A 19,497-nucleotide genomic window follows, 5' to 3' on the forward strand; every position below is an offset into this window, starting at 1 on the left:
CATTTCCCTTAAAGAGGCTGGCAGCAAAACTACAGCGGTACATAAAAAAAGGAGACATAAAATTTAAAATTAATCTAATACTACATATATATTTTCTAAATGGTTCAATTTTAATTTATTGAAAAGGCAAGCGTATTTTATCATATGGGGATAAATTTAGAATATTCTTTATCCAATTACCAAAACTATATTTTTTTACAATTTCATCATCTATCGGTCTAAAGGGTTTAGATAAAAACTCTTTAATTTTTTGTGAAAGATCATCTTTATGCCAGATAAGAATATTATCAGGATGATAAAAATCGTAGTTAGATACATTAACATTATTAGTAATTAATTTTTTCTGGTAATACAAAGCTTCAAAAATCCGAAAAGATAAACCATTATGAAGTGGATTAACGAAATCGACAATAATATCTATTTCGTTTAACATTTCTATATTTTGAGAAAAATCAATTTCATTTTCGGCACCAAAGATAAAATAATCAGAGCAATGGTATTGATTAATCTTATCCTGATTACTCGTAGGGATAATAAACTTTAGCTGAATACCGTTTTCAATTAACTCTGCTGCACAATATTCAATGTCAGCAACACGTTCGGAAACATGTGTTCCTACAAAATATGCTATTGTTCCTTTATGCTTTATCGGTTGCGGTTTGTTCATATCAAAATAAAAATTGGTTATTCCTTCCAATTTATGGTTTTGATAATTATTATCTACTATATCATAGCTATCAAATACATAAAATTTATCAAATAAATTTATTGTTTCTTTTGTACAAGGCATACGTCTCATTCCATCCCACTGATAAGCAATAAATTCGTTTTTTGTATGTGCTTTCATCAAATTTAATAAGCTTATTGGATACAAATCAGGACGTATAATAATAGCATATTCATAATTTCTTTTATTTAACGCTTGCTCAGCATTTGATAAAAGTAATTTTTCTTTTAACTTTGTTTTATATGAATAATTTCTAAAAAAAAGCTTTTGCACCAGATTATACAAATAATCTTTAAAACTCTGATAATGAAAATGCTTGATATATTCTGGGTAGTTATCTATGTACAATACCTCAAATCCGTAAAATTCCAGATTTTTTTTGATTTGTAAGTAAATATTACGGCTTTTAGGCATACCCAGAATAATTGTTTTTGTCATAAAATATACCTTATCTCCCATACAAAATTTACGGAACCATTATACAATATAAATTTAGACAATATTTAGACCAACTATATTGCTTGTTAAACAAAAATAATTCAAATTTAAATTAAATAAATTTTTTCCATATTACTTTAAATTTTTTATATCTTAATATAGTTTATATTATAAAATATTACATTTTACCAATTTTTGAATGTAATTTTATGAATATTCTTATCACTGGAGGAGCAGGATTTATTGGGTCAGCAGTTATCAGATATCTGATCAATGAAACTGACCATAAAATTTTGAATGTTGACAAATTAACCTATGCCGGTAACTTAGAATCATTAGTCACCATTGCAAATAATTCCCGTTATCATTTTTGTCAGGCCGATATTAGTGATCAAGCACTTATAACACAATTATTTAAGCAATTTCAGCCAGATACAGTAATGCATCTGGCAGCAGAATCACATGTTGATCGTTCAATATCCAGCTCAGCAGAATTTATTCAGACTAATATTGTAGGCACATTTCAACTTTTGGAAATAAGTCGTCATTACTGGGAAAATTTGCCTGAAGAAAAACAACATCTATTTCGCTTCCATCACATTTCAACTGATGAAGTTTATGGTGATCTTAGTGATTTAAGTACAGAATTATTTACAGAATCTACTCCATACGCTCCAAGTTCACCCTATTCAGCCAGTAAGGCAAGTTCAGATCATCTGGTTCGTGCCTGGCATCGTACTTATGGACTGCCAGTTATTATTACAAATTGCTCAAATAATTATGGACCTTATCATTTCCCGGAGAAATTAATCCCATTAACTATTCTTAATGCTTTACAAGGTAAAAAACTGCCTGTATACGGAAATGGTGAACAAATCCGGGACTGGCTGTATGTTGAAGATCACGCCAGAGCTTTATATCAGGTTGTCACAAAAGCCAAAGCAGGCAGTACTTATAATATTGGAGGGCATAATGAACAGAAAAATATTGATGTAGTAAAAAATATATGTAATCTTCTAGATGAACTGGTGCCCAATAAAACACTTGGGATAAAATCCTACAAAGATTTAATCACATTTGTTCCGGATCGTCCCGGACATGATGTACGTTATGCTATTGATGCGAGTAAGATTAAACAAGAACTTGGCTGGGAACCAAAAGAAAATTTTCAATCAGGTTTACGCAAAACCGTATTATGGTATTTAAACAATCAGGATTGGGTAAATCATATTCTGACCGGAGAATATCAGAAATGGATACAACAACAATACCACCCGCAATAAGATATAATAAACCAAATATTTATTTAAAATTAAATTCTAATTGAATTAATAATCAAGGAACAAAAAAATGGTTAAACGAAAGGGTATTATACTGGCTGGCGGATCCGGAACCAGACTTTATCCTATTACTTTAGGCGTATCAAAACAGTTATTACCCATTTATGATAAACCGATGATTTACTATCCCCTTTCTGTACTTATGCTGGCCGGGATACGAGAAATCATGATTATTTCAACTCCTGCAGATTTACCTAATTTTAAAAAAATGTTAGGTGACGGCAGAGATTTAGGAATTGATTTATCTTATAAAGTACAACCATCTCCTGACGGATTGGCACAAGCTTTTATTCTCGGAGCAGAATTTATTGGCAAAGATAATGTCACACTTATTCTGGGTGATAACATTTTTTACGGGCAAAGTTTCGGTGCACAATTACAAAAGGCAGCACAACAGGAAAAAGGTGCTACCGTATTCGGTTATTATGTCAATGATCCTGAGAGATTCGGTGTAGTCGAATTTGACACCAATGGAAAAGCACTTTCCATAGAGGAAAAACCGAATGAAGCAAAATCAAATTATGCAATTACAGGATTGTATTTTTATGATAATGACGTTATTGAGATAGCCAAGAGTATTCGTCCTTCACCCAGAGGTGAACTTGAAATAACCGATATTAACAATGCTTATTTAAATAAGAAATTATTAAATGTTGAAATACTTGGACGTGGCTTTGCCTGGCTGGATACTGGTACACATGATTCACTGATTGAAGCCAGCTGTTTTGTTCAGACAATTGAAAAAAGACAAGGTTTAAAAATAGCATGTCTTGAAGAAATTGCTTTTAATAATAGCTGGATAGATTTAGATCAATTGTATAAACGCGGCAAACTTTTTCAAAAGACAGATTATGGTCAATATCTATTAAAACTATATAGTGAATTTTCTAGGAAAGCCTGAATATGAATGTGATTGAGACTAAGATTAAAGATCTGCTGATTTTAGAACCCAGAGTTTTTGCAGACAATCGTGGTTGGTTTATGGAAAGTTTTAACCAGACAACTTTTAATTCTATTCTATCGTCATATAATCAATCAATTGTAAACTTTGTACAAGATAATCACTCAATTTCACATAGGGGCGTAATCCGTGGATTGCATTATCAGATAAATCCACATGCTCAAGGAAAACTTGTAAGAGTAGTCAGTGGAAAAGCATGGGATGTCGCTGTGGATATACGGACATCATCTCCAACTTTTGGTCAATGGGTGGGAGTCGAGCTATCTGAAAACAATCTTCGGCAATTCTGGATACCCGCTGGATTCGCACATGGTTTTATTGCCTTAGAAGATAATACTCAATTCTTATATAAAACCACCAATTATTATTCTAAAGAATGCGAACGCAGCCTATTATGGAATGATACAGATTTAGCTATTAATTGGCCAATTAAAAGAAATATGTCAATAAATCAAACTGATAAAGACAACAATGCTTCTAAACTTAAAGAGTTAATAAATAATAATATTGATCTTTTTTAAAAAGAAAAAAGGATTAGATTATTAATCCTTTTTTTTCTTTTTATCTATTCACGATAATACAATTAACTAACTAAACCCCTACCACAATAATCATCATCCAGAATTAATTCTTCTAAAACTTTATTGCTTTTTGTTTGTAATGTAAAACAAAATTCTTTGTACAGAATATCGGCAATTAACAATGAAGGATTGAAATCATTATACATATTCTTTCTAATATCAACAGAATCATGAACAAAATCTATAGCTCCTTGTTGCAACTGAGCTCGTATAGATCGTGTTGCCAGTTCTTCCTCAGACAAGTCTTTAAATTTACCTTTTAAATTAATATTTTCATCAATAATATATTTAATAATTTGAGGATCATCAGCACTTAACAACTTTTCCAATTCAAAGCTATGAGAAAATAGTTTAGAGTCATGGAACTTAGATTTACAATTATCAACATAGCAACCTTTTATCATAATATTATTTTCTAAACCTTCAATATGTGAAACCATAGTTGCAAAATAATATCCATGAATTGGCTTCATTAATAGTTTGTTTAATGCTTTTTGTATAGTACCAGAATATCCAACATCCACAACACTAGATGTTTGATTTGAATTAATATTTACTTGCTCCAAATACATCATTAATGTTTGCTTTTCTATTTTAGCTTCATTAATAATATCTTCTTTAAGAAAATCTAATAAAGGCTTCAAATGTATAATATTTTTTTGTTTTATACTTAATTTCTCATTTTTAATCCATAATTTTTTCTGATAAATTTCTTCCCATCTTTCAGGATCCAACTTTAAACCAAATCTCTCAATAAAATAATTCTGGATATCATTTTCAAAATAATTTTTTTCGGCAATGGCAATAATATCTTCCATATTAGTGATATCGGGTACAGTTACACACCGACGAGATAATTGCAAATAAATGCTTTTAGGACTATTATTTTCTGTTATACTCCATAAGTCATATACTTGTTTAATAAATTTACCTTCTCTGGCCAAAAAGTACAGTGTATTTATTTTATCAACTTTTGCCTGCTCAATTAACCATTGACAGAATGCTGTTACAACAGGTCCTACTAAGTTATAACCTAACTGATAAGGATTTGAATTAAACAAAGAAAGAAATTCAGATTTATTTTTAGTTAAAAATATATTATTTAGATTTTTTTTAACTAATAGACCTATTGTTAACTCTTTATTAATATCATTTTTAATTAATCCTTTACTCATTAAATTTGAGTATGAAGGTAAAGCAAAAGCTAAGTCAGAAGCTCTCAAAATATGAAGACATTTTATTCCATATTTTTCTGTAGGTAACTGTAAATCGGAACGCTCATTATCTCCAATCATAATCATTGCATTGCTATCTATGCTTTCTTTTTTTAATACATATTCATATAATTCACCACTATCTTTTCGTTTTCCTATATCTGATGACAAATATAAATTATCCCATGTATCAATTCCATTTTGAAATAGCATTGTTTCAATAATATCTTTTGTTAGGAACATATCACTGATTAAAATTACTTTCTTACCAATATTTTTAGCATAATTTAGTATTTGAACTATTTCTTGTCTGGCACTTACAGAAGATATTTCCACTTTTTCTTCAATTTTTTGGATATAGTGAACTTTACTTTCTGGAAGTTTGGATAATTGTTGAAATTGATCATAAATGTCATTTATAGATACATCTTTGCCTCCTTTTTTTATTCTGGACTCAGACTCAGCAATACCACGATACTTTTCGAATGCTATTTTACTTTCATTATCAAGAGATAATGCAACTATTCGTTTAGTATGATCAGGATTTAATAATGGTCTTATTAGAAGTGTATCAAATATATCAAAAGCAACGATTTTTATTTTTTCTTGGTTAATTTTCGATTTATAAAAATCTATATTTCGATTAAAATACTGTGTATCAAAACGATAAGTCGACCAGGATGGGTTTTCTCTTTCTTTAAGGACAATTGAGTTATATCCTGTTTGAGCAGGAACAACTCCTAATAATCTCTCAAGGACGTGTGCCAACGTTCCATCAGTTTGCCCTCGTTCCTCTGGAAAATCTTCCCATTTGAAATTCAAGTTAAATAAAGGTTTTAATGCATCTGTTCGAGCCCAAAACATTGAACCTACTGGAAAATTAAAATAACCTTCAACCATAGGTAATTTTAATCGATTTAATATTTGGTGACCTTGAGTACGATTTGCTAACCAAGTACATGCAAAGTAAGGAAGGCGATGATACATTTGAGGATAGATTATCCCTATTTTTTTATTTCCTAAAAATAATGAAAAGATTTTTTGTATATTTGATGAATTTCCAAAGAGTGAGTTAAATAAATAGCTGCGCCAACCGTCAGTTGCACCATTATTATATTTAGATTTTTTACTTTGTAAATGTGCAATATATTCATATTGTTTTAGTTTTGAACCAAAAACAACAAACATTGGAGCTATATCTCTACCTTTATTTGGAACTATTTGTATATCAAGGATATTAATTTTTTTTATTTTTTCAAATCTTTTTTTGCATAAATTTTCAGTATCCTTATCAGTAACTGAAACAAACACATCAAATTTAAAAGGCACTTTAGATAATTGTTCAACAAACTCGTTTATTAAATCTTTATAAAAAATATGGCAATGTACTGCCACACTACCTGGCTGACCTTTTAAGTTTGAATTCTGCGATTCTATATCTAATAATATATAGTTATTATAGCAAATATTTTTCTTTAAAGATAATACTTTTGGATGATTTTTAAACCAGCTTGGATGAACTTTAATTGCCCAATTTAATAAAGCTGGTTGCCATTTTTTAGGAAATTTATAATAAATTTTTCTTAATTTATTACGTAATGATTTTTTTAATAATTTTATAAATTCTTTTTTCTTCTTTTTAAATTTAGATAATAAGTAATTTAATGATTTTAAATTAAATAATGAATGACGTTCTATTATTTTATTTAAGATTTGCTGCTGACTATTTAATTGTAACTGAAAATTTTCATTCTTTTCAGTATTAAAAATTAAAAATTCTGTTATTATTTTTTCAAAATAATTCTGTTTTTCAATTATATGATTTTTTGTATTTTCAATAAGGTTTTTTATATCATTATTACTTGGCATTACTTTATCATTTAATTTCTCTTGTGAAGAATAATTATCTGATTTTATATCTACTCTTGAACATATTAATTCTCCCAACCGAGCAAATAATTTTGTTATTACGGCTTCATCATATCCTGAAATATCTGTTTTCAACTTCTCATTCAAAATAGCTTGACTCATACTTCCAATAAATAATACACCTAACCCATGAGAATGTTTAAATTCATAATGTGGATATTGTAAACGTAACTCTTCCCAAAATTTCCATACACCAAAATTACGTTCTCGGACATTGATATCATGAAATAATATAATACCATTATCAGACATCTTGGGTAACCAATTTAAAAAATCGTGTTTAACAGCCTCATATGTATGAAAACCATCAATATGTAATAAATCAATACTATTTTCATTGAAATATGAGTTCGCTTCATCAAATGTCATACGCATTAAATTAGAAAATTCTGCATAGTGCTCATTGTGGTATTTAGCTAATTCTATATATACATTCTCCGCATAATTACCCGCATGTTCATCTCCTTTCCATGTGTCAACAGCATAACATTTAGCATCAATACAATTTTCTGCTACAGCCTGACACATAGCTAAATAGGAATTACCAGAATGAGTACCTAATTCTACGATCACACTTGGTTGTTGTTCTTCAATAAGCCAGCTAACAAATGGTATATGCCCACACCATCCATAAGGCCATGTTAACTTACGAGGCTCGGTTAACATAGAATTATTAACTTTAAACATTTTAAAATTTACCTATTTACAATTAAATACTAAAAATGTTCTGAAATTTAATCAGAAAAATTCAGTTATTATAATAAATAATTATATTTTATTGTATAAAATTCAATCTATTTTTATATTATAATTTCAATAATTTATTTTATAGATAATTTTCTATATTAAATTCAAAAACTAATTTAAAATTGAATAGATATTTTAATAACACTAAATTTGATATGTATTTCCAATAAATAGCTTTTATTATGAATCTGATTTTTATAAAATACATATTATTCTTTTAATTTTTTTAAATATATTTATTCAAATTCAAATAAATCATGACCACTATTTTTTGGCTAATTTTGATATTTCTGATTATCTCTTCTATTTCATGTTTATTACTTGTAACATCAAATCGAAAATTATTACACAAACATCAGGCTTGCTCTATTCTCTTATCTGAAGCAGAAAATGAGCTAAGTCGTATCCGGGCAGAAGTAAATAATCTACACCAAATCAATCAGAATCATAATGCTGAGCTTTGTAATTGCCGCCAAGAGTTACAGATCGTACATAAACAACTAAGTGCAGCCGAAGCTGTTAATGCTCAATTAACCGATATTCAGGGGGCTTTAGAGCGGGAACAACAACAGTGCCGGTCTGTTTCTACTCAACTGGCAGCAGCAGAACAGCAACTACAAGACTGGCAGTTACGTAGTGAGGAGTGGCATTTGCGTGAAGAAGAGTTTCTAAAGGTACAGGAAGAATTAAATCATGTGCGTGTGGAAAATAGTCGTCTAGCTACACAATTAAAGCATGAACGTGAAACTTATGATGAAAAGCTGACTTTGCTTAATGAAGCCCGTGTTAGTCTGACTGATCAGTTTAAATCACTGGCCAATGATATACTTGAAGAAAAAAGTAAACGTTTCAGTGAACAGAATCAAACCAGTCTTAATCAGTTATTAACTCCCTTACATGAACGTATGCAGGGATTTAGTCAGCTTGTACAAAATACTTATGAAAAAGAAGCTAAAGAGCGCACTACTCTTGAAACTGAACTGAAACATTTACAGCAGTTAAATGCGCAGCTGCACAATGATGCTAAAGCACTTACAGATGCATTAACTGGTACCCAGAATAAAAATCAGGGTAACTGGGGCGAAATGATTCTGGAAAAAGTGCTGGAAAATTCAGGTTTACATAAGGGGCGTGAATATGTTTTACAGGCATCCTCTACTGTTATTGATGAGGATGGCCGGCAGCGCCGGCTGCAACCGGATGTTCTGGTGAATTTACCGGAGAATAAACAGATCGTTATTGATGCAAAAACTTCGTTAACTGCTTATGTACGCTATACTCAGGCAACAGATCCCGGTTCTGCGACCAAAGCACTGGCAGCCCATATTCAGTCGGTACGCCAGCATATTAAGGATCTTTCAGCTAAAAGCTATGATGAAATTGACGGGTTAAATACACTGGATTTTGTGTTCATGTTTATTCCGGTTGAACCGGCATACTTACTTGCCTTGCAACAGGATAATCAGCTTTTTGATGATTGTTTTCAGAAACGGATTATGCTGGTCGGACCCAGCACCTTACTGGCGACATTACGTACAATTGCGCATATCTGGCGTAATGAACAGCAAAACCAGAATGCTTTGGCTATAGCCAAAGAAGGCGGCAAACTATATGACAAATTTGTTGGTTTTGTGAATACGCTTGAAGGTGTAGGTAAAAATCTGGATCAGGCTCAGGGACAATTTCAGAAAGCAATGGGGCAATTAGTAAACGGACGTGGTAATCTGGTAAGTAAAGCCAATAAATTACGTCAATTAGGTGTACAAAGCGGTAAAATTTTACCAGAACATTATCAAATCTCAGAAGACGACGAGGAAGAACTAACTCTGTCTATTCCTGATTCACTTTGAAAAAAGTTCGCCATTTATTTTAATGTATTGATGATTTAAATATGATTTTGTTTAAATGTATATCAGTAATTTAAATTATAAACCAACTTACAAGAGCTGTTAACAGACAGTAATTTTAACCATCTTGCCAATTACATAAATAATTAATATTTATGTAGTCTTTCAGGCATATATCATTTGCTGCTGGGTTGTATCCGAATGACTCAAACTGACTCTCAATCATCTGTTTCATTATTACGCAGAATTTTTAGCCGACATATGCTGATATGTATATTTACAGGTTTCAGCTCTGGTTTGCCCTATTATTTTCTGATTAATCTGATTCCGGCATGGTTACATAGTGAACATATAGATTTGGCAACTATTGCTTCATTTTCCATTATCGGTCTGCCTTTTACCTGGAAATTCTTATGGTCACCATTGATGGATTTAGTTAAATTACCATGGCTGGGTAGACGGCGTGGCTGGATGTTTATCACACAAATTGCATTATTACTTACTTTACTCGGCTACATCGGGCTTAATCCTAATCAGAATATGACAACTATAAAAATTCTATCTGTGTTCGTAGCCTTTTTTGCGGCCAGTCAGGATATTGTTTTGGATGCTTTCCGGCGTGAAATATTGCAGGATAATGAGTTAGGATTAGGTAATGCAATTCATGTTTATGCCTATCGTATTGCCTCAATTATACCGGGCTCTTTATCATTGATTCTGGCTGAGACACATCCATGGTCGACAGTATTCGCCATTACCGCACTATTTATGCTTCCTGGTCTATTTATGACCTTCTTTCTGACACAAGAACCCAAACTTCCTGTAATTACTCACAAATCTTTTAATCAGACAGTTATTGCTCCTTTTAATGAATTTTTTAATCGTAAAGGTATTAAAAATGCTTTGCTGATACTGTGTTTTATTTTTTTGTATAAACTGGGTGACAGTATGGCTACTGCGCTGGCTACACCTTTTTATTTAGATATGGGCTTCAGTAAAATAGATATCGGTCTGATTGCTAAAAATGCCGGCTTGTGGCCAACAATTATTGCTGGTATTTTGGGCGGGATCTGGATGATTAAATTAGGTATTAATCGTGCTTTATGGCTATTCGGACTGGTACAGGTTTTTTCTATATTGGGATTTGTCTGGCTGGCAAGTCAGGGACCTTTTGCCGTAATCAGTTTAAAGCAGCAGTTAATGCTGGCAACCGTTATTGGCGTTGAAGCAATTGGTGTGGGTTTGGGTACGGCTGCTTTTGTGGCTTATATGGCACGTGAAACCAACCCTGCCTTTACTGCCACACAACTGGCATTGTTTACCAGTCTGGCGGCAGTACCAAGAACTTTATTTAATGCAACAACCGGTTATCTGATTAACTGGCTGGGCTATGTCAATTTTTTCTGGTTATGCTTTTTTCTGGCATTCCCCGGTATGCTGCTATTAATAAAAGTTGCGCCATGGAATAAAAACGTAACAGATACTTAGTACTGCGCTTGTACATATAATTAAACTAAAAAGAGATTATCAGAACTTAGTTTGTGCCTAATTCAAAAGCCAATTGGCAAACAGAATGATCTGGTTCAATTCAGAATACATAATTCTAAATATTTGCATTAAAGCTTCAATAATCAGGTTTTGCAGGATAAATTTGAATACTTTGTCAGTTAAATGCAAACCTGATTAACGTAAATATGGATTATGCAGTTTCTCATGACCGATAGTAGTCATAGGACCATGCCCCGGCAAAACTCGAGTACTATCAGGCAAAGTTAGTAGTTTACTTTGAATCCCATGAATTAAATCCGCATGATTTCCGCCCGGGAAATCAGTACGGCCGACAGATTCACGGAATAAAACATCACCGGCAATCAACAGGTTATTTGCCTGACTGTAAAACACAACATGACCGGGCGTATGACCGGGTATGTGATAAACAATAAATTTATGTTCACTAACGGATAATTCATCGCCATCTTCCAACCAGCGTGTGGGAGTAAGTGGTTTACTAACCGGAAAACCGTAATTAGCGGTAATTTCAGGCAATGCCTGCAACCAATAATCATCAGACTGATGCGGCCCCAGCACGGGAACACTTTGCTGCTCAGTTAAATCGGCTACACCACTGGCATGATCAAGATGTCCATGTGTTAACCAGATAGCCTGCAGTTTAAGCTGGTGCTGGCTGACTGCTGATAATAAACGTTCAGCCTCTCCGCCAACATCAGTTAGTACTGCTTCCCTGCTGACATCATCCCAAAGCAATGCTGCATTTTGTTGAAATGGTGTTACTGGTATCACTTGAATTTGTAAAGCCATTATTTTCTCTTATTTTGCTACAAATTTATAAGAATAGTGCTTTGCTTAAAAAATATATACTCATGAATAATAGTAAACAGGCAAAACATTGCTTCAGCATTGTCGGTGAAAGCCGATGAGCTACTTTAGCACCCTGTCTGGCAGTGATAAAGCTCATAATACTTATACCAATAAATGCGTAAATATGAACATAACCAATGGTATGAGCTATATCAATGTGTTCATGCGTTCCAAAGAATATAAAGCCTAAAGCTCCGGCAATCGCAATCGGCAAACCACATGCAGCGGAGGATCCTACTGCCTGCTGCATTGTTATTCCGCTTCGATTCAGATAAGGCACTGTTAAACTTCCGCCTCCGATACCAAATAAAGCAGATGCCAGGCCAATAACAACACCTGCACACCAGTGCCAGCGTGGATTAATTAACGGCCTGTTCTGTCTGCTGGATTTTACCCTGGCACTGTGAAGCATATTGATGCCAACAAACAAAGTAAAAATACCGATAACCAGTTGCAATTTCTGACCGGATAAAGCATCGGCAATAGCCGCACCTGCGAATGAGCCAAATACAAGTCCAGGAGTTAACCGTCCTACCACCGGCCAGAGCACTGCATGATTTTTATTATGAGCCAGCATGGAACTGACTGACGTAACCATAATAGTGGCCAGGGATGTGCCAAGCGCAAGATGCATGGTGACAGTCTCACCATAGCCCGCATGCATAAAGACTATATAGAGTATAGGAACAACGATTAAACCGCCACCTACTCCGAACAGACCAGCAGCAAAGCCGGCTACCGCACCGATTATTAAATAAGCAAGCAGTTCCATAGATTATTTTTTTTGCTGCACTAATACTGTATATTAATGGCGAAAGTGGCGTACTCCGGTTACGACCATTGCTATACCATGCTCATTAGCTGCATTAATCACCTCTTCATCCCGTACAGAACCGCCAGGCTGAATAATGGCTTTAATACCCTGCGCAGCAATTACATCTACACCATCTCTGAAAGGAAAAAATGCATCTGAGGCAGCACAGGCACCTGCCAGTTCAAAACCTGCATCCTGTGCCTTACGGGCAGCGATTCTGGTTGAATCAACTCTGCTCATCTGACCGGCCCCGATACCGTAGGTTTGACCGTCTTTGCCAAAAACAATTGCATTCGATTTTACGTATTTCGCCACTTTCCATACAAACAGTAAATCATGCATTTCCTGTTCAGTCGGTGAACGTAATGTGACTACCTGCAATTGTGCTTTTTCGATCTGATGATTATCCGGTGTCTGTACCAGCAGACCACCGCCAACACGCTTTAATTCAAACTGATTGGCTCCGGCTGACAAGGGAATTTCAAGCACACGTACATTTTTTTTAGCAGCAATAATGGTTTTTGCCTCTGCAGTAAATCCGGGTGCCATTAATACCTCAAGAAATTGACCGGTAACTGCTTCTACTGTTGCTGCATCTACCTCACGGTTAAACGCGATAATACCGCCAAATGCACTGGTTGTATCGGTAGCAAATGCCAGACGGTAAGCAGTTAACGTATCCGCTGCAACTGCTACTCCGCAAGGGTTAGCATGCTTAACGATAACACAGGCTGGCTGAGTAAAAGATTTAACAGCCTCCCACGCTGCATCGGCATCAGCAATATTGTTATACGATAATTCTTTGCCTTGCAATTGCTGATAATTAGCCAGACTACCGGCAGCCGGCTTCACATCACGATAAAATGCTGCCTGCTGATGAGGATTTTCTCCATAGCGTAAATCCTGCACTTTCAACCAGTTCTGGTTATATTGCTGAGGAAAAGTGTGTAATTGCGGCTTTCCAGACAGATTTTGATCGTTAATACGAGTCAGGTAATTAGTGATCATGCCGTCATATTGAGCTGTATGGGCAAAAGCTTTTCGTGCCAGATTAAAACGCGTTTGCGCGGATAAACTGCCAAGCTGCTGTATTTCGGCAATAACGGCTTCATAATCATGATAATCTGTAACAATGGCTACATCCCGCCAGTTTTTGGCTGCAGAACGCACCATTGTCGGACCACCAATATCAATGTTTTCAATAGCATCTTCCAGTGTGCAGTCAGGTTTAGCTACTGTTGCCGCAAATGGATACAAATTTACACAAACCAGATCAATGGTTCCAATATCATGCTCTGCCATTTGTGCTACATGCTCAGGACAGTCACGTCGTCCCAGAATACCGCCATGAATTTTCGGATGTAATGTTTTAACCCGTCCGTCCAGCATTTCCGGAAAACCCGTATAGTCTGCCACTTCAGTGACAGCAATACCGGCATCAGCCAGTAAACTGGCTGTGCCGCCGGTTGACAGTAATTCAACCCCCAGTTGTGCCAGCTGATGCGCAAATTCAATTACACCTGTTTTGTCTGATACACTCAGCAGTGCCCGTTTGATTACAGCCATGATTTCTCCCTTAATATGCGAATATTACTGATTTAATCCAGCAGATGATGTTGGATTAATTTTTTACGTAAAGTATTGCGGTTCAAACCAAGAATTTGTGCTGCACGTGTCTGATTGTTATCACATACGTCCATTACACAACGTAATAGCGGTAGTTCCATTTGCTGTAATACCATATCATATACTGCACAAGGTATTTCACCATCAAGATCAGCAAAATATTGACGTACATTTGCCTCTATACATTGAGCGATACTAACTTTAGGCATTTCACTCATTTACATTTTCCTTATATAACTCAGGGCAAACTGCTTATTGCTCACGGTAATCACATGGCCATTCTGTTAATTGTGCTACTTGCCTGTCCAGAAAATCATTAACCAGCTGCAACTGTATTTGCGCATCATCTGTCGTATTCACCTGTCTGCGAAAAATTTCACCTTCCGGTAAACCAGACACATACCAGCCAATATGTTTACGGGCAATGCGCACCCCCGTAAATATCCCGTAAAAATCATGTATAGCAGAAACATGATTGACTATAATCTGTGCATGCTCCGCTACGGTCAGTGCCTGCGGTAAACAACCATGCTTATAGTAATGTACCAAATCGCGGAACAACCATGGCTGTCCCTGTGCAGCGCGCCCGATCATCACACCATCGGCGCCGGTTTGTTGTTTTATATCAATCGCTTTTTTCGGACTGGTAATATCACCGTTAACCCATAATGGCAGGTTTATCTTCTGTCGTACTTGTGTAATCAGATCATAACTTGCCGTTCCCCGGTACATTTGCGTTCGTGTTCGGCCGTGGATAGCAAGAGCAGCAATTCCTGCCTGTTCAGCTATTTGCGCAATGGTTAAAATATTACGATGATCGTCATCCCATCCCAGACGGGTTTTCAGCGTTACCGGAACATCAACTGCACCGACAACGGTTTGCAAAATAGCCTTAACCAGCGATTCATTTTGTAATAGAGCACTGCCAGCCAATACATTACATACTTTTTTTGCCGGGCAGCCCATATTAATATCAATTACTTCAGCACCACGGGCTACATTATAGCAGGCAGCCTCGGCCAGCTGCTGCGGATCACTACCCGCAATCTGTACTACCCTGACCCCGCTTTCACCGTCGTAGTCTGCCCGCTGCAAAGTCTTACGAGTTTTCTGTAAATAAGGATCACTGGTAATCATTTCACTTACAGCCCAGCCTGCACCAAATTCACGGCATAACTGACGGAAAGGTTTATCAGTTATACCTGCCATCGGAGCTAAGGCAAACGGAGTAGCAAGCTGATAACAACCAATTTGCATAATTGCTAAATCAAACGGAGAAAGAAGAATAAATATCTAAATATTGTACATTTTTTAGGCACTCACTCCAAATATAAATAATATTATTAACCCAGTACATTGATTAATTTAAAAAATTATTTCTTAAATATAAAATAGTTTTAGCCCGATAATACAATAGCTCAGTTTATATTCTGCATTTTGCTTTCAGAGAGCTGAAATAGATAGTTGCTGCATCGGTTAAATACTGATTAATCAATTACGAGTAAAATACTGACTAACAGGCCAGAATATAATAAATTTTATGCTATTTGCTTATATTTATCTCTGCTGCAATAAAGCGACTATTTTAAAATGTCAGTACTTAGATAAGAAGATATAAAAAGCCTGTCGACTTGTTGGTCAAATAACCACAAGCAGATTACTGGTGATATTTAAAGTGATTTTAAGGCCTGCTGGCAATATTTATTTTATTTGTGAGTGAAGTTAAATGATTTTAGTTACAGTTAGGTGGCAGAATATATTGAAAGCTACAAATCCAGTCTATCCTACTAAAAGAGCAGCTTAATAAAGTTTTATTAAGATAAAAAACTCTATTAAGCTGCCTGATACTATTCAGATAACAATTATTCTATCCATTGAAGAATTTGTTGCTGAATTTTTTCTGCACTTAATCCCATTTGCGCTAACAATCGTGCTGTATCACCATGTTCAGTAACAATATCAGGAATTCCGAGTGTCAAAACGGGTTTAGTCAGATTATGCTGTACCAGCGCTTCAAGCACAGCACTTCCTGCACCGCCAATTTTACTGTTTTCTTCAAGAGTAACTATATAATCATGTTCTGCTGCCAGCTGTACTAATAACTCTGTATCCAGTGGTTTGACAAAACGCATATCTGCTACTGTAGCATCAATAGCATTAGCTACTGTCAGTGCCGGTTGTACCATACTACCAAACGCTACTAAAGCAATTTTACTTCCTTTGCGGCGTACTACTCCCTTACCAATTGCCACTGTAGCCAAATCTGATCCCGCTTCGATACCCGTACCCGTACCACGCGGATAACGCACAGCCGCAGGCTGATTAAGCTGATAACAGCTTGATAATAGTAAACGGCATTCGCGTTCATCACTAGGAACAGCAATTACCAGATTGGGTACACAGCGCAAATAGCTTAAATCATAGACACCCGCATGTGTCGGACCATCTGCACCGACAATTCCGCCGCGATCAATAGCAAACAAAACCGGCAAATTCTGTAATGCCACATCATGAATCAGCTGATCGTAAGCACGTTGCAGAAAAGTTGAATAAATTGCTACAACCGGCTTCATCTGCTCACAGGCAAGTCCGGCAGCAAAAGTAACTGCATGCTGTTCTGCAATACCAACATCAAAATAACGTTCAGGGTAACGCTTCTCAAACTCTACCAAACCACTGCCTTCACGCATTGCCGGAGTAATGGCCAGTAATTTATTGTCTGCCGCGGCCTGATCAATTATCCATTGACTAAAAATCTGTGTATAAGTGGGTTTAGCAGCTTCGGCAGATGAATGCAAACCCTGCTGAGGATCAAATGCACTGACAGCATGGAATGCAACCGGATCATTTTCTGCCAGTTTATAGCCATGCCCTTTTTTAGTAATAATATGCAACAATTGCGGTCCTTTACGGCTGCGCATTTCCTGCAATACATCTACCAGCTGAATCACATCATGCCCGTCAACCGGACCGGAATAGGTAAATCCAAAATTATCAAATAATGATAAAGTTTCGGAGCTGGTGCTTTCTTCAATCAGCCCCTTAATTTTATTTTCTACCCGCTGAGCCACATCCAGAGCGCCCGGAACCAGACTCAGCACTTTTTCTGATTTGTGCTTGATAGATTTCACTAAGTCTTTTACATCATGCAAAGGATTTTTCGCTAAATATTTGGGTAAAGCTCCCACATTGGGTGAAATAGACATTTCGTTATCGTTGAGAATAACCAGCAAATCAATGTCCATATCCCCGGCATTATTCAACGCTTCAAATGCCTGTCCCGCCGTCATTGCCCCGTCACCAATAATAGCCACACTACGATTGGTTTTATGCTGTAATTTATCAGCAACAGCCATACCCAGAGCAGCACCAATCGAAGTAGAGGAATGACCGACGCCAAACACATCATATTCAGACTCGCTGCGTTTAGGAAAACCGGCCAGACCACCGCATTGCCGCATTGTATTCATGCGTTGCTTACGTCCGGTCAGAATTTTATGCGGATAACTCTGATGCCCTACATCCCAAATCAGATGGTCATATGGCGTCTGATATACAAAATGCAAAGCAACAGTTAACTCAACAGCCCCCAGATTACTGGCAAAGTGTCCACCTGTTTTACTTACTGATTCCAGTAAATAGGCGCGTAATTCATCGGCCAGCTCAGGTAACTGTGTTTTTTGTAAACGACGAACATCCTGCGGTAAATCAATGGTATCAAGCAGTGGTGTAGGATTCATGATCAGACTTTGCTTATTATTAATTTATTAATCCGGATGACAGATCAAATACCTGCCAAATAAATGCAGAGTAATTATATACCAGCATACCCCCTGCACGGGGGTATTTCATTGTATGACGATAAATTATTTTTATCCGGATTCATCCAAATAATTTCAGTCAATCAAAACAATTCAATCTTAAATTACCAATCAACACTATTGAATTACTCACGATGATAAGGATGATTATGCAGAATCGACTGTGCACGATAAAGCTGCTCTGTCAGCAATACCCGCACCATACCATGAGGTAAAGTAAGACTGGAGAGCCGCAATAACAAATTCGCCCGCTGTTTTAAACTATCGGTCATACCATCGGCACCACCAATAACAAAACACAGATTATCACCCTGATGCTGCCATTTTTTTAACCAGTTAGCGAGTTCCATCGAAGTAGGGGCTTTTCCGCGCTCATCCAGAACTATCAAGTAACTATGCGCAGGAATGGCTGCAACAATACGCGCCTCTTCTGCAGCCATTGCCTGCGCTGTACTCGTTCCGGGACCACGCTTTTCCGGCTTGATTTCTTTAAGCTGAAACTGAATTTCACGACCAAATCTTTTACTGTAATCGGTTACAGCATAATCTACCCATTGCGGCATTTTCGTTCCTACCGCCAGCACAGTAATATTCATTCAATTCCAGTAAAATGAGTATCCGGCACAAATCAATCTGCAGCCTGCCATGGCTTAGCTGCCCCTGCATGAAAGGAAGGTTTTTCACCACCCCACAAAGCTTCAATATCATAATAATCGCGTACTGCCGGCTGCATAACATGCACAACCAGATCACCGGCATCAACCAATGCCCATTCACCGCTATCAAGACCTTCAGTGCTGATAATTTCATAACCAGCCTCTTTCAAATCGACAGCCACATTATTGGCCAGAGCTTTCACCTGACGTGTACTGTCACCACTGGCAATAATCATGCGTGAAAACAGTGAAGTTTGTGCTGAAGTATCCAGCACAATAATATCTTTTCCTTTAATATCTTCAAGTGCATTAACGCTAACGGCTACCATATTTTCCCATTGAGCGATAAGATTTTCATCCATATAGTAAAATACCCTATTATGTTAAAAGCATTTCCAGCTTAGAAATACTCTATAA

General features: G+C 36.0%; 15 protein-coding genes. 5 read left to right on the forward strand and 10 right to left on the reverse strand.

Translation table 11 applies throughout. The features are described 5' to 3' along the window. Positions 1-115 precede the first annotated feature (115 nt). Positions 116-1,165: a hypothetical protein gene (locus SALWKB2_RS10665; protein ID WP_025331666.1), complete on the reverse strand. Its 1,050-nt coding sequence runs from the start codon at positions 1,163-1,165 to the stop codon at positions 116-118. Between the two features lie 191 nt (positions 1,166-1,356). Between SALWKB2_RS10665 and rfbB the strand changes: the two genes are divergently transcribed. The 3 genes from rfbB (at position 1,357) to rfbC (ending at position 3,987) form a co-directional block, all read left to right on the forward strand. Further along, a complete protein-coding gene (gene rfbB, locus SALWKB2_RS10670; RefSeq protein ID WP_370530650.1) occupies positions 1,357-2,448 on the forward strand; it encodes a dTDP-glucose 4,6-dehydratase in 1,092 nt (363 codons plus the stop codon). Positions 2,449-2,515: 67 nt separating this feature from the next. Next, a complete protein-coding gene (rfbA, locus tag SALWKB2_RS10675) occupies positions 2,516-3,406 on the forward strand; it encodes a glucose-1-phosphate thymidylyltransferase RfbA (protein WP_025331668.1) in 891 nt (296 codons plus the stop codon). A 2-nt stretch (positions 3,407-3,408) separates the two neighbouring features. Further along, positions 3,409-3,987, forward strand: a complete 579-nt coding sequence (gene rfbC, locus SALWKB2_RS10680) for a dTDP-4-dehydrorhamnose 3,5-epimerase (protein ID WP_025331669.1) — start codon at positions 3,409-3,411, stop codon at positions 3,985-3,987. A gap of 62 nt (positions 3,988-4,049) precedes the next feature. On the opposite strand, the gene SALWKB2_RS10685 is transcribed toward rfbC, so the two are convergent. Next, complete coding sequence (locus tag SALWKB2_RS10685) at positions 4,050-7,877, reverse strand: rhamnan synthesis F family protein (RefSeq protein WP_025331670.1); 3,828 nt, start codon at positions 7,875-7,877, stop codon at positions 4,050-4,052. A 317-nt stretch (positions 7,878-8,194) separates the two neighbouring features. Here SALWKB2_RS10685 and rmuC point away from each other — a divergent pair, with 317 nt between their 5' ends. Together rmuC and SALWKB2_RS10695 are read left to right on the forward strand one after the other, a co-directional pair. Further along, on the forward strand, positions 8,195-9,787 hold the full coding sequence (rmuC, locus tag SALWKB2_RS10690; RefSeq protein WP_025331671.1) for a DNA recombination protein RmuC: 1,593 nt from the start codon (positions 8,195-8,197) through the stop codon (positions 9,785-9,787). Between the two features lie 198 nt (positions 9,788-9,985). Next, complete coding sequence (locus SALWKB2_RS10695) at positions 9,986-11,272, forward strand: AmpG family muropeptide MFS transporter (protein ID WP_232335742.1); 1,287 nt, start codon at positions 9,986-9,988, stop codon at positions 11,270-11,272. Between the two features lie 195 nt (positions 11,273-11,467). Here the strand turns inward: SALWKB2_RS10695 and SALWKB2_RS10700 are convergent, their stop codons facing one another. From SALWKB2_RS10700 to rsfS, 8 genes are all read right to left on the reverse strand, one after another. Beyond that, on the reverse strand, positions 11,468-12,103 hold the full coding sequence (locus SALWKB2_RS10700) for an MBL fold metallo-hydrolase (protein ID WP_025331673.1): 636 nt from the start codon (positions 12,101-12,103) through the stop codon (positions 11,468-11,470). A 25-nt stretch (positions 12,104-12,128) separates the two neighbouring features. Continuing rightward, positions 12,129-12,935, reverse strand: a complete 807-nt coding sequence (locus SALWKB2_RS10705; RefSeq protein ID WP_025331674.1) for a sulfite exporter TauE/SafE family protein — start codon at positions 12,933-12,935, stop codon at positions 12,129-12,131. 33 nt (positions 12,936-12,968) lie between these two features. After that, a complete protein-coding gene (purH, locus tag SALWKB2_RS10710) occupies positions 12,969-14,543 on the reverse strand; it encodes a bifunctional phosphoribosylaminoimidazolecarboxamide formyltransferase/IMP cyclohydrolase (protein ID WP_025331675.1) in 1,575 nt (524 codons plus the stop codon). A 32-nt stretch (positions 14,544-14,575) separates the two neighbouring features. Further along, a complete protein-coding gene (locus tag SALWKB2_RS10715) occupies positions 14,576-14,812 on the reverse strand; it encodes a helix-turn-helix domain-containing protein (protein WP_025331676.1) in 237 nt (78 codons plus the stop codon). A gap of 43 nt (positions 14,813-14,855) precedes the next feature. Further along, positions 14,856-15,860 (reverse strand): tRNA dihydrouridine synthase DusB, encoded by a 1,005-nt coding sequence (gene dusB / locus SALWKB2_RS10720; RefSeq protein WP_025331677.1) that lies wholly within the window; start codon positions 15,858-15,860, stop codon positions 14,856-14,858. 605 nt (positions 15,861-16,465) lie between these two features. Then, on the reverse strand, positions 16,466-18,343 hold the full coding sequence (gene dxs / locus SALWKB2_RS10725) for a 1-deoxy-D-xylulose-5-phosphate synthase (protein WP_038649072.1): 1,878 nt from the start codon (positions 18,341-18,343) through the stop codon (positions 16,466-16,468). Between the two features lie 206 nt (positions 18,344-18,549). Continuing rightward, on the reverse strand, positions 18,550-19,020 hold the full coding sequence (gene rlmH, locus SALWKB2_RS10730; RefSeq protein ID WP_025331678.1) for a 23S rRNA (pseudouridine(1915)-N(3))-methyltransferase RlmH: 471 nt from the start codon (positions 19,018-19,020) through the stop codon (positions 18,550-18,552). Between the two features lie 32 nt (positions 19,021-19,052). Beyond that, positions 19,053-19,442: a ribosome silencing factor gene (gene rsfS / locus SALWKB2_RS10735; RefSeq protein WP_025331679.1), complete on the reverse strand. Its 390-nt coding sequence runs from the start codon at positions 19,440-19,442 to the stop codon at positions 19,053-19,055. Positions 19,443-19,497 lie beyond the last annotated feature (55 nt).

This window comes from Snodgrassella alvi wkB2 (genome assembly GCF_000600005.1).
Lineage (GTDB): Bacteria > Pseudomonadota > Gammaproteobacteria > Burkholderiales > Neisseriaceae > Snodgrassella > Snodgrassella alvi.

Bases quoted from the DNA above. Each gene is read 5' to 3' on its own strand.
- purH (WP_025331675.1), bottom strand. From the start codon at position 14,543: ATGGCTGTAATCAAACGGGCACTGCTGAGTGTATCAGACAAAACAGGT.
- SALWKB2_RS10685 (WP_025331670.1), bottom strand. From the start codon at position 7,877: ATGTTTAAAGTTAATAATTCTATGTTAACCGAGCCTCGTAAGTTAACA.
- rmuC (WP_025331671.1), top strand. From the start codon at position 8,195: ATGACCACTATTTTTTGGCTAATTTTGATATTTCTGATTATCTCTTCT.
- rlmH (WP_025331678.1), bottom strand. From the start codon at position 19,020: ATGAATATTACTGTGCTGGCGGTAGGAACGAAAATGCCGCAATGGGTA.
- rfbC (WP_025331669.1), top strand. From the start codon at position 3,409: ATGAATGTGATTGAGACTAAGATTAAAGATCTGCTGATTTTAGAACCC.
- SALWKB2_RS10695 (WP_232335742.1), top strand. From the start codon at position 9,986: ATGACTCAAACTGACTCTCAATCATCTGTTTCATTATTACGCAGAATT.
- rfbA (WP_025331668.1), top strand. From the start codon at position 2,516: ATGGTTAAACGAAAGGGTATTATACTGGCTGGCGGATCCGGAACCAGA.
- SALWKB2_RS10665 (WP_025331666.1), bottom strand. From the start codon at position 1,165: ATGACAAAAACAATTATTCTGGGTATGCCTAAAAGCCGTAATATTTAC.
- SALWKB2_RS10705 (WP_025331674.1), bottom strand. From the start codon at position 12,935: ATGGAACTGCTTGCTTATTTAATAATCGGTGCGGTAGCCGGCTTTGCT.
- dxs (WP_038649072.1), bottom strand. From the start codon at position 18,343: ATGAATCCTACACCACTGCTTGATACCATTGATTTACCGCAGGATGTT.
- dusB (WP_025331677.1), bottom strand. From the start codon at position 15,860: ATGCAAATTGGTTGTTATCAGCTTGCTACTCCGTTTGCCTTAGCTCCG.
- SALWKB2_RS10715 (WP_025331676.1), bottom strand. From the start codon at position 14,812: ATGCCTAAAGTTAGTATCGCTCAATGTATAGAGGCAAATGTACGTCAA.
- rsfS (WP_025331679.1), bottom strand. From the start codon at position 19,442: ATGGATGAAAATCTTATCGCTCAATGGGAAAATATGGTAGCCGTTAGC.
- SALWKB2_RS10700 (WP_025331673.1), bottom strand. From the start codon at position 12,103: ATGGCTTTACAAATTCAAGTGATACCAGTAACACCATTTCAACAAAAT.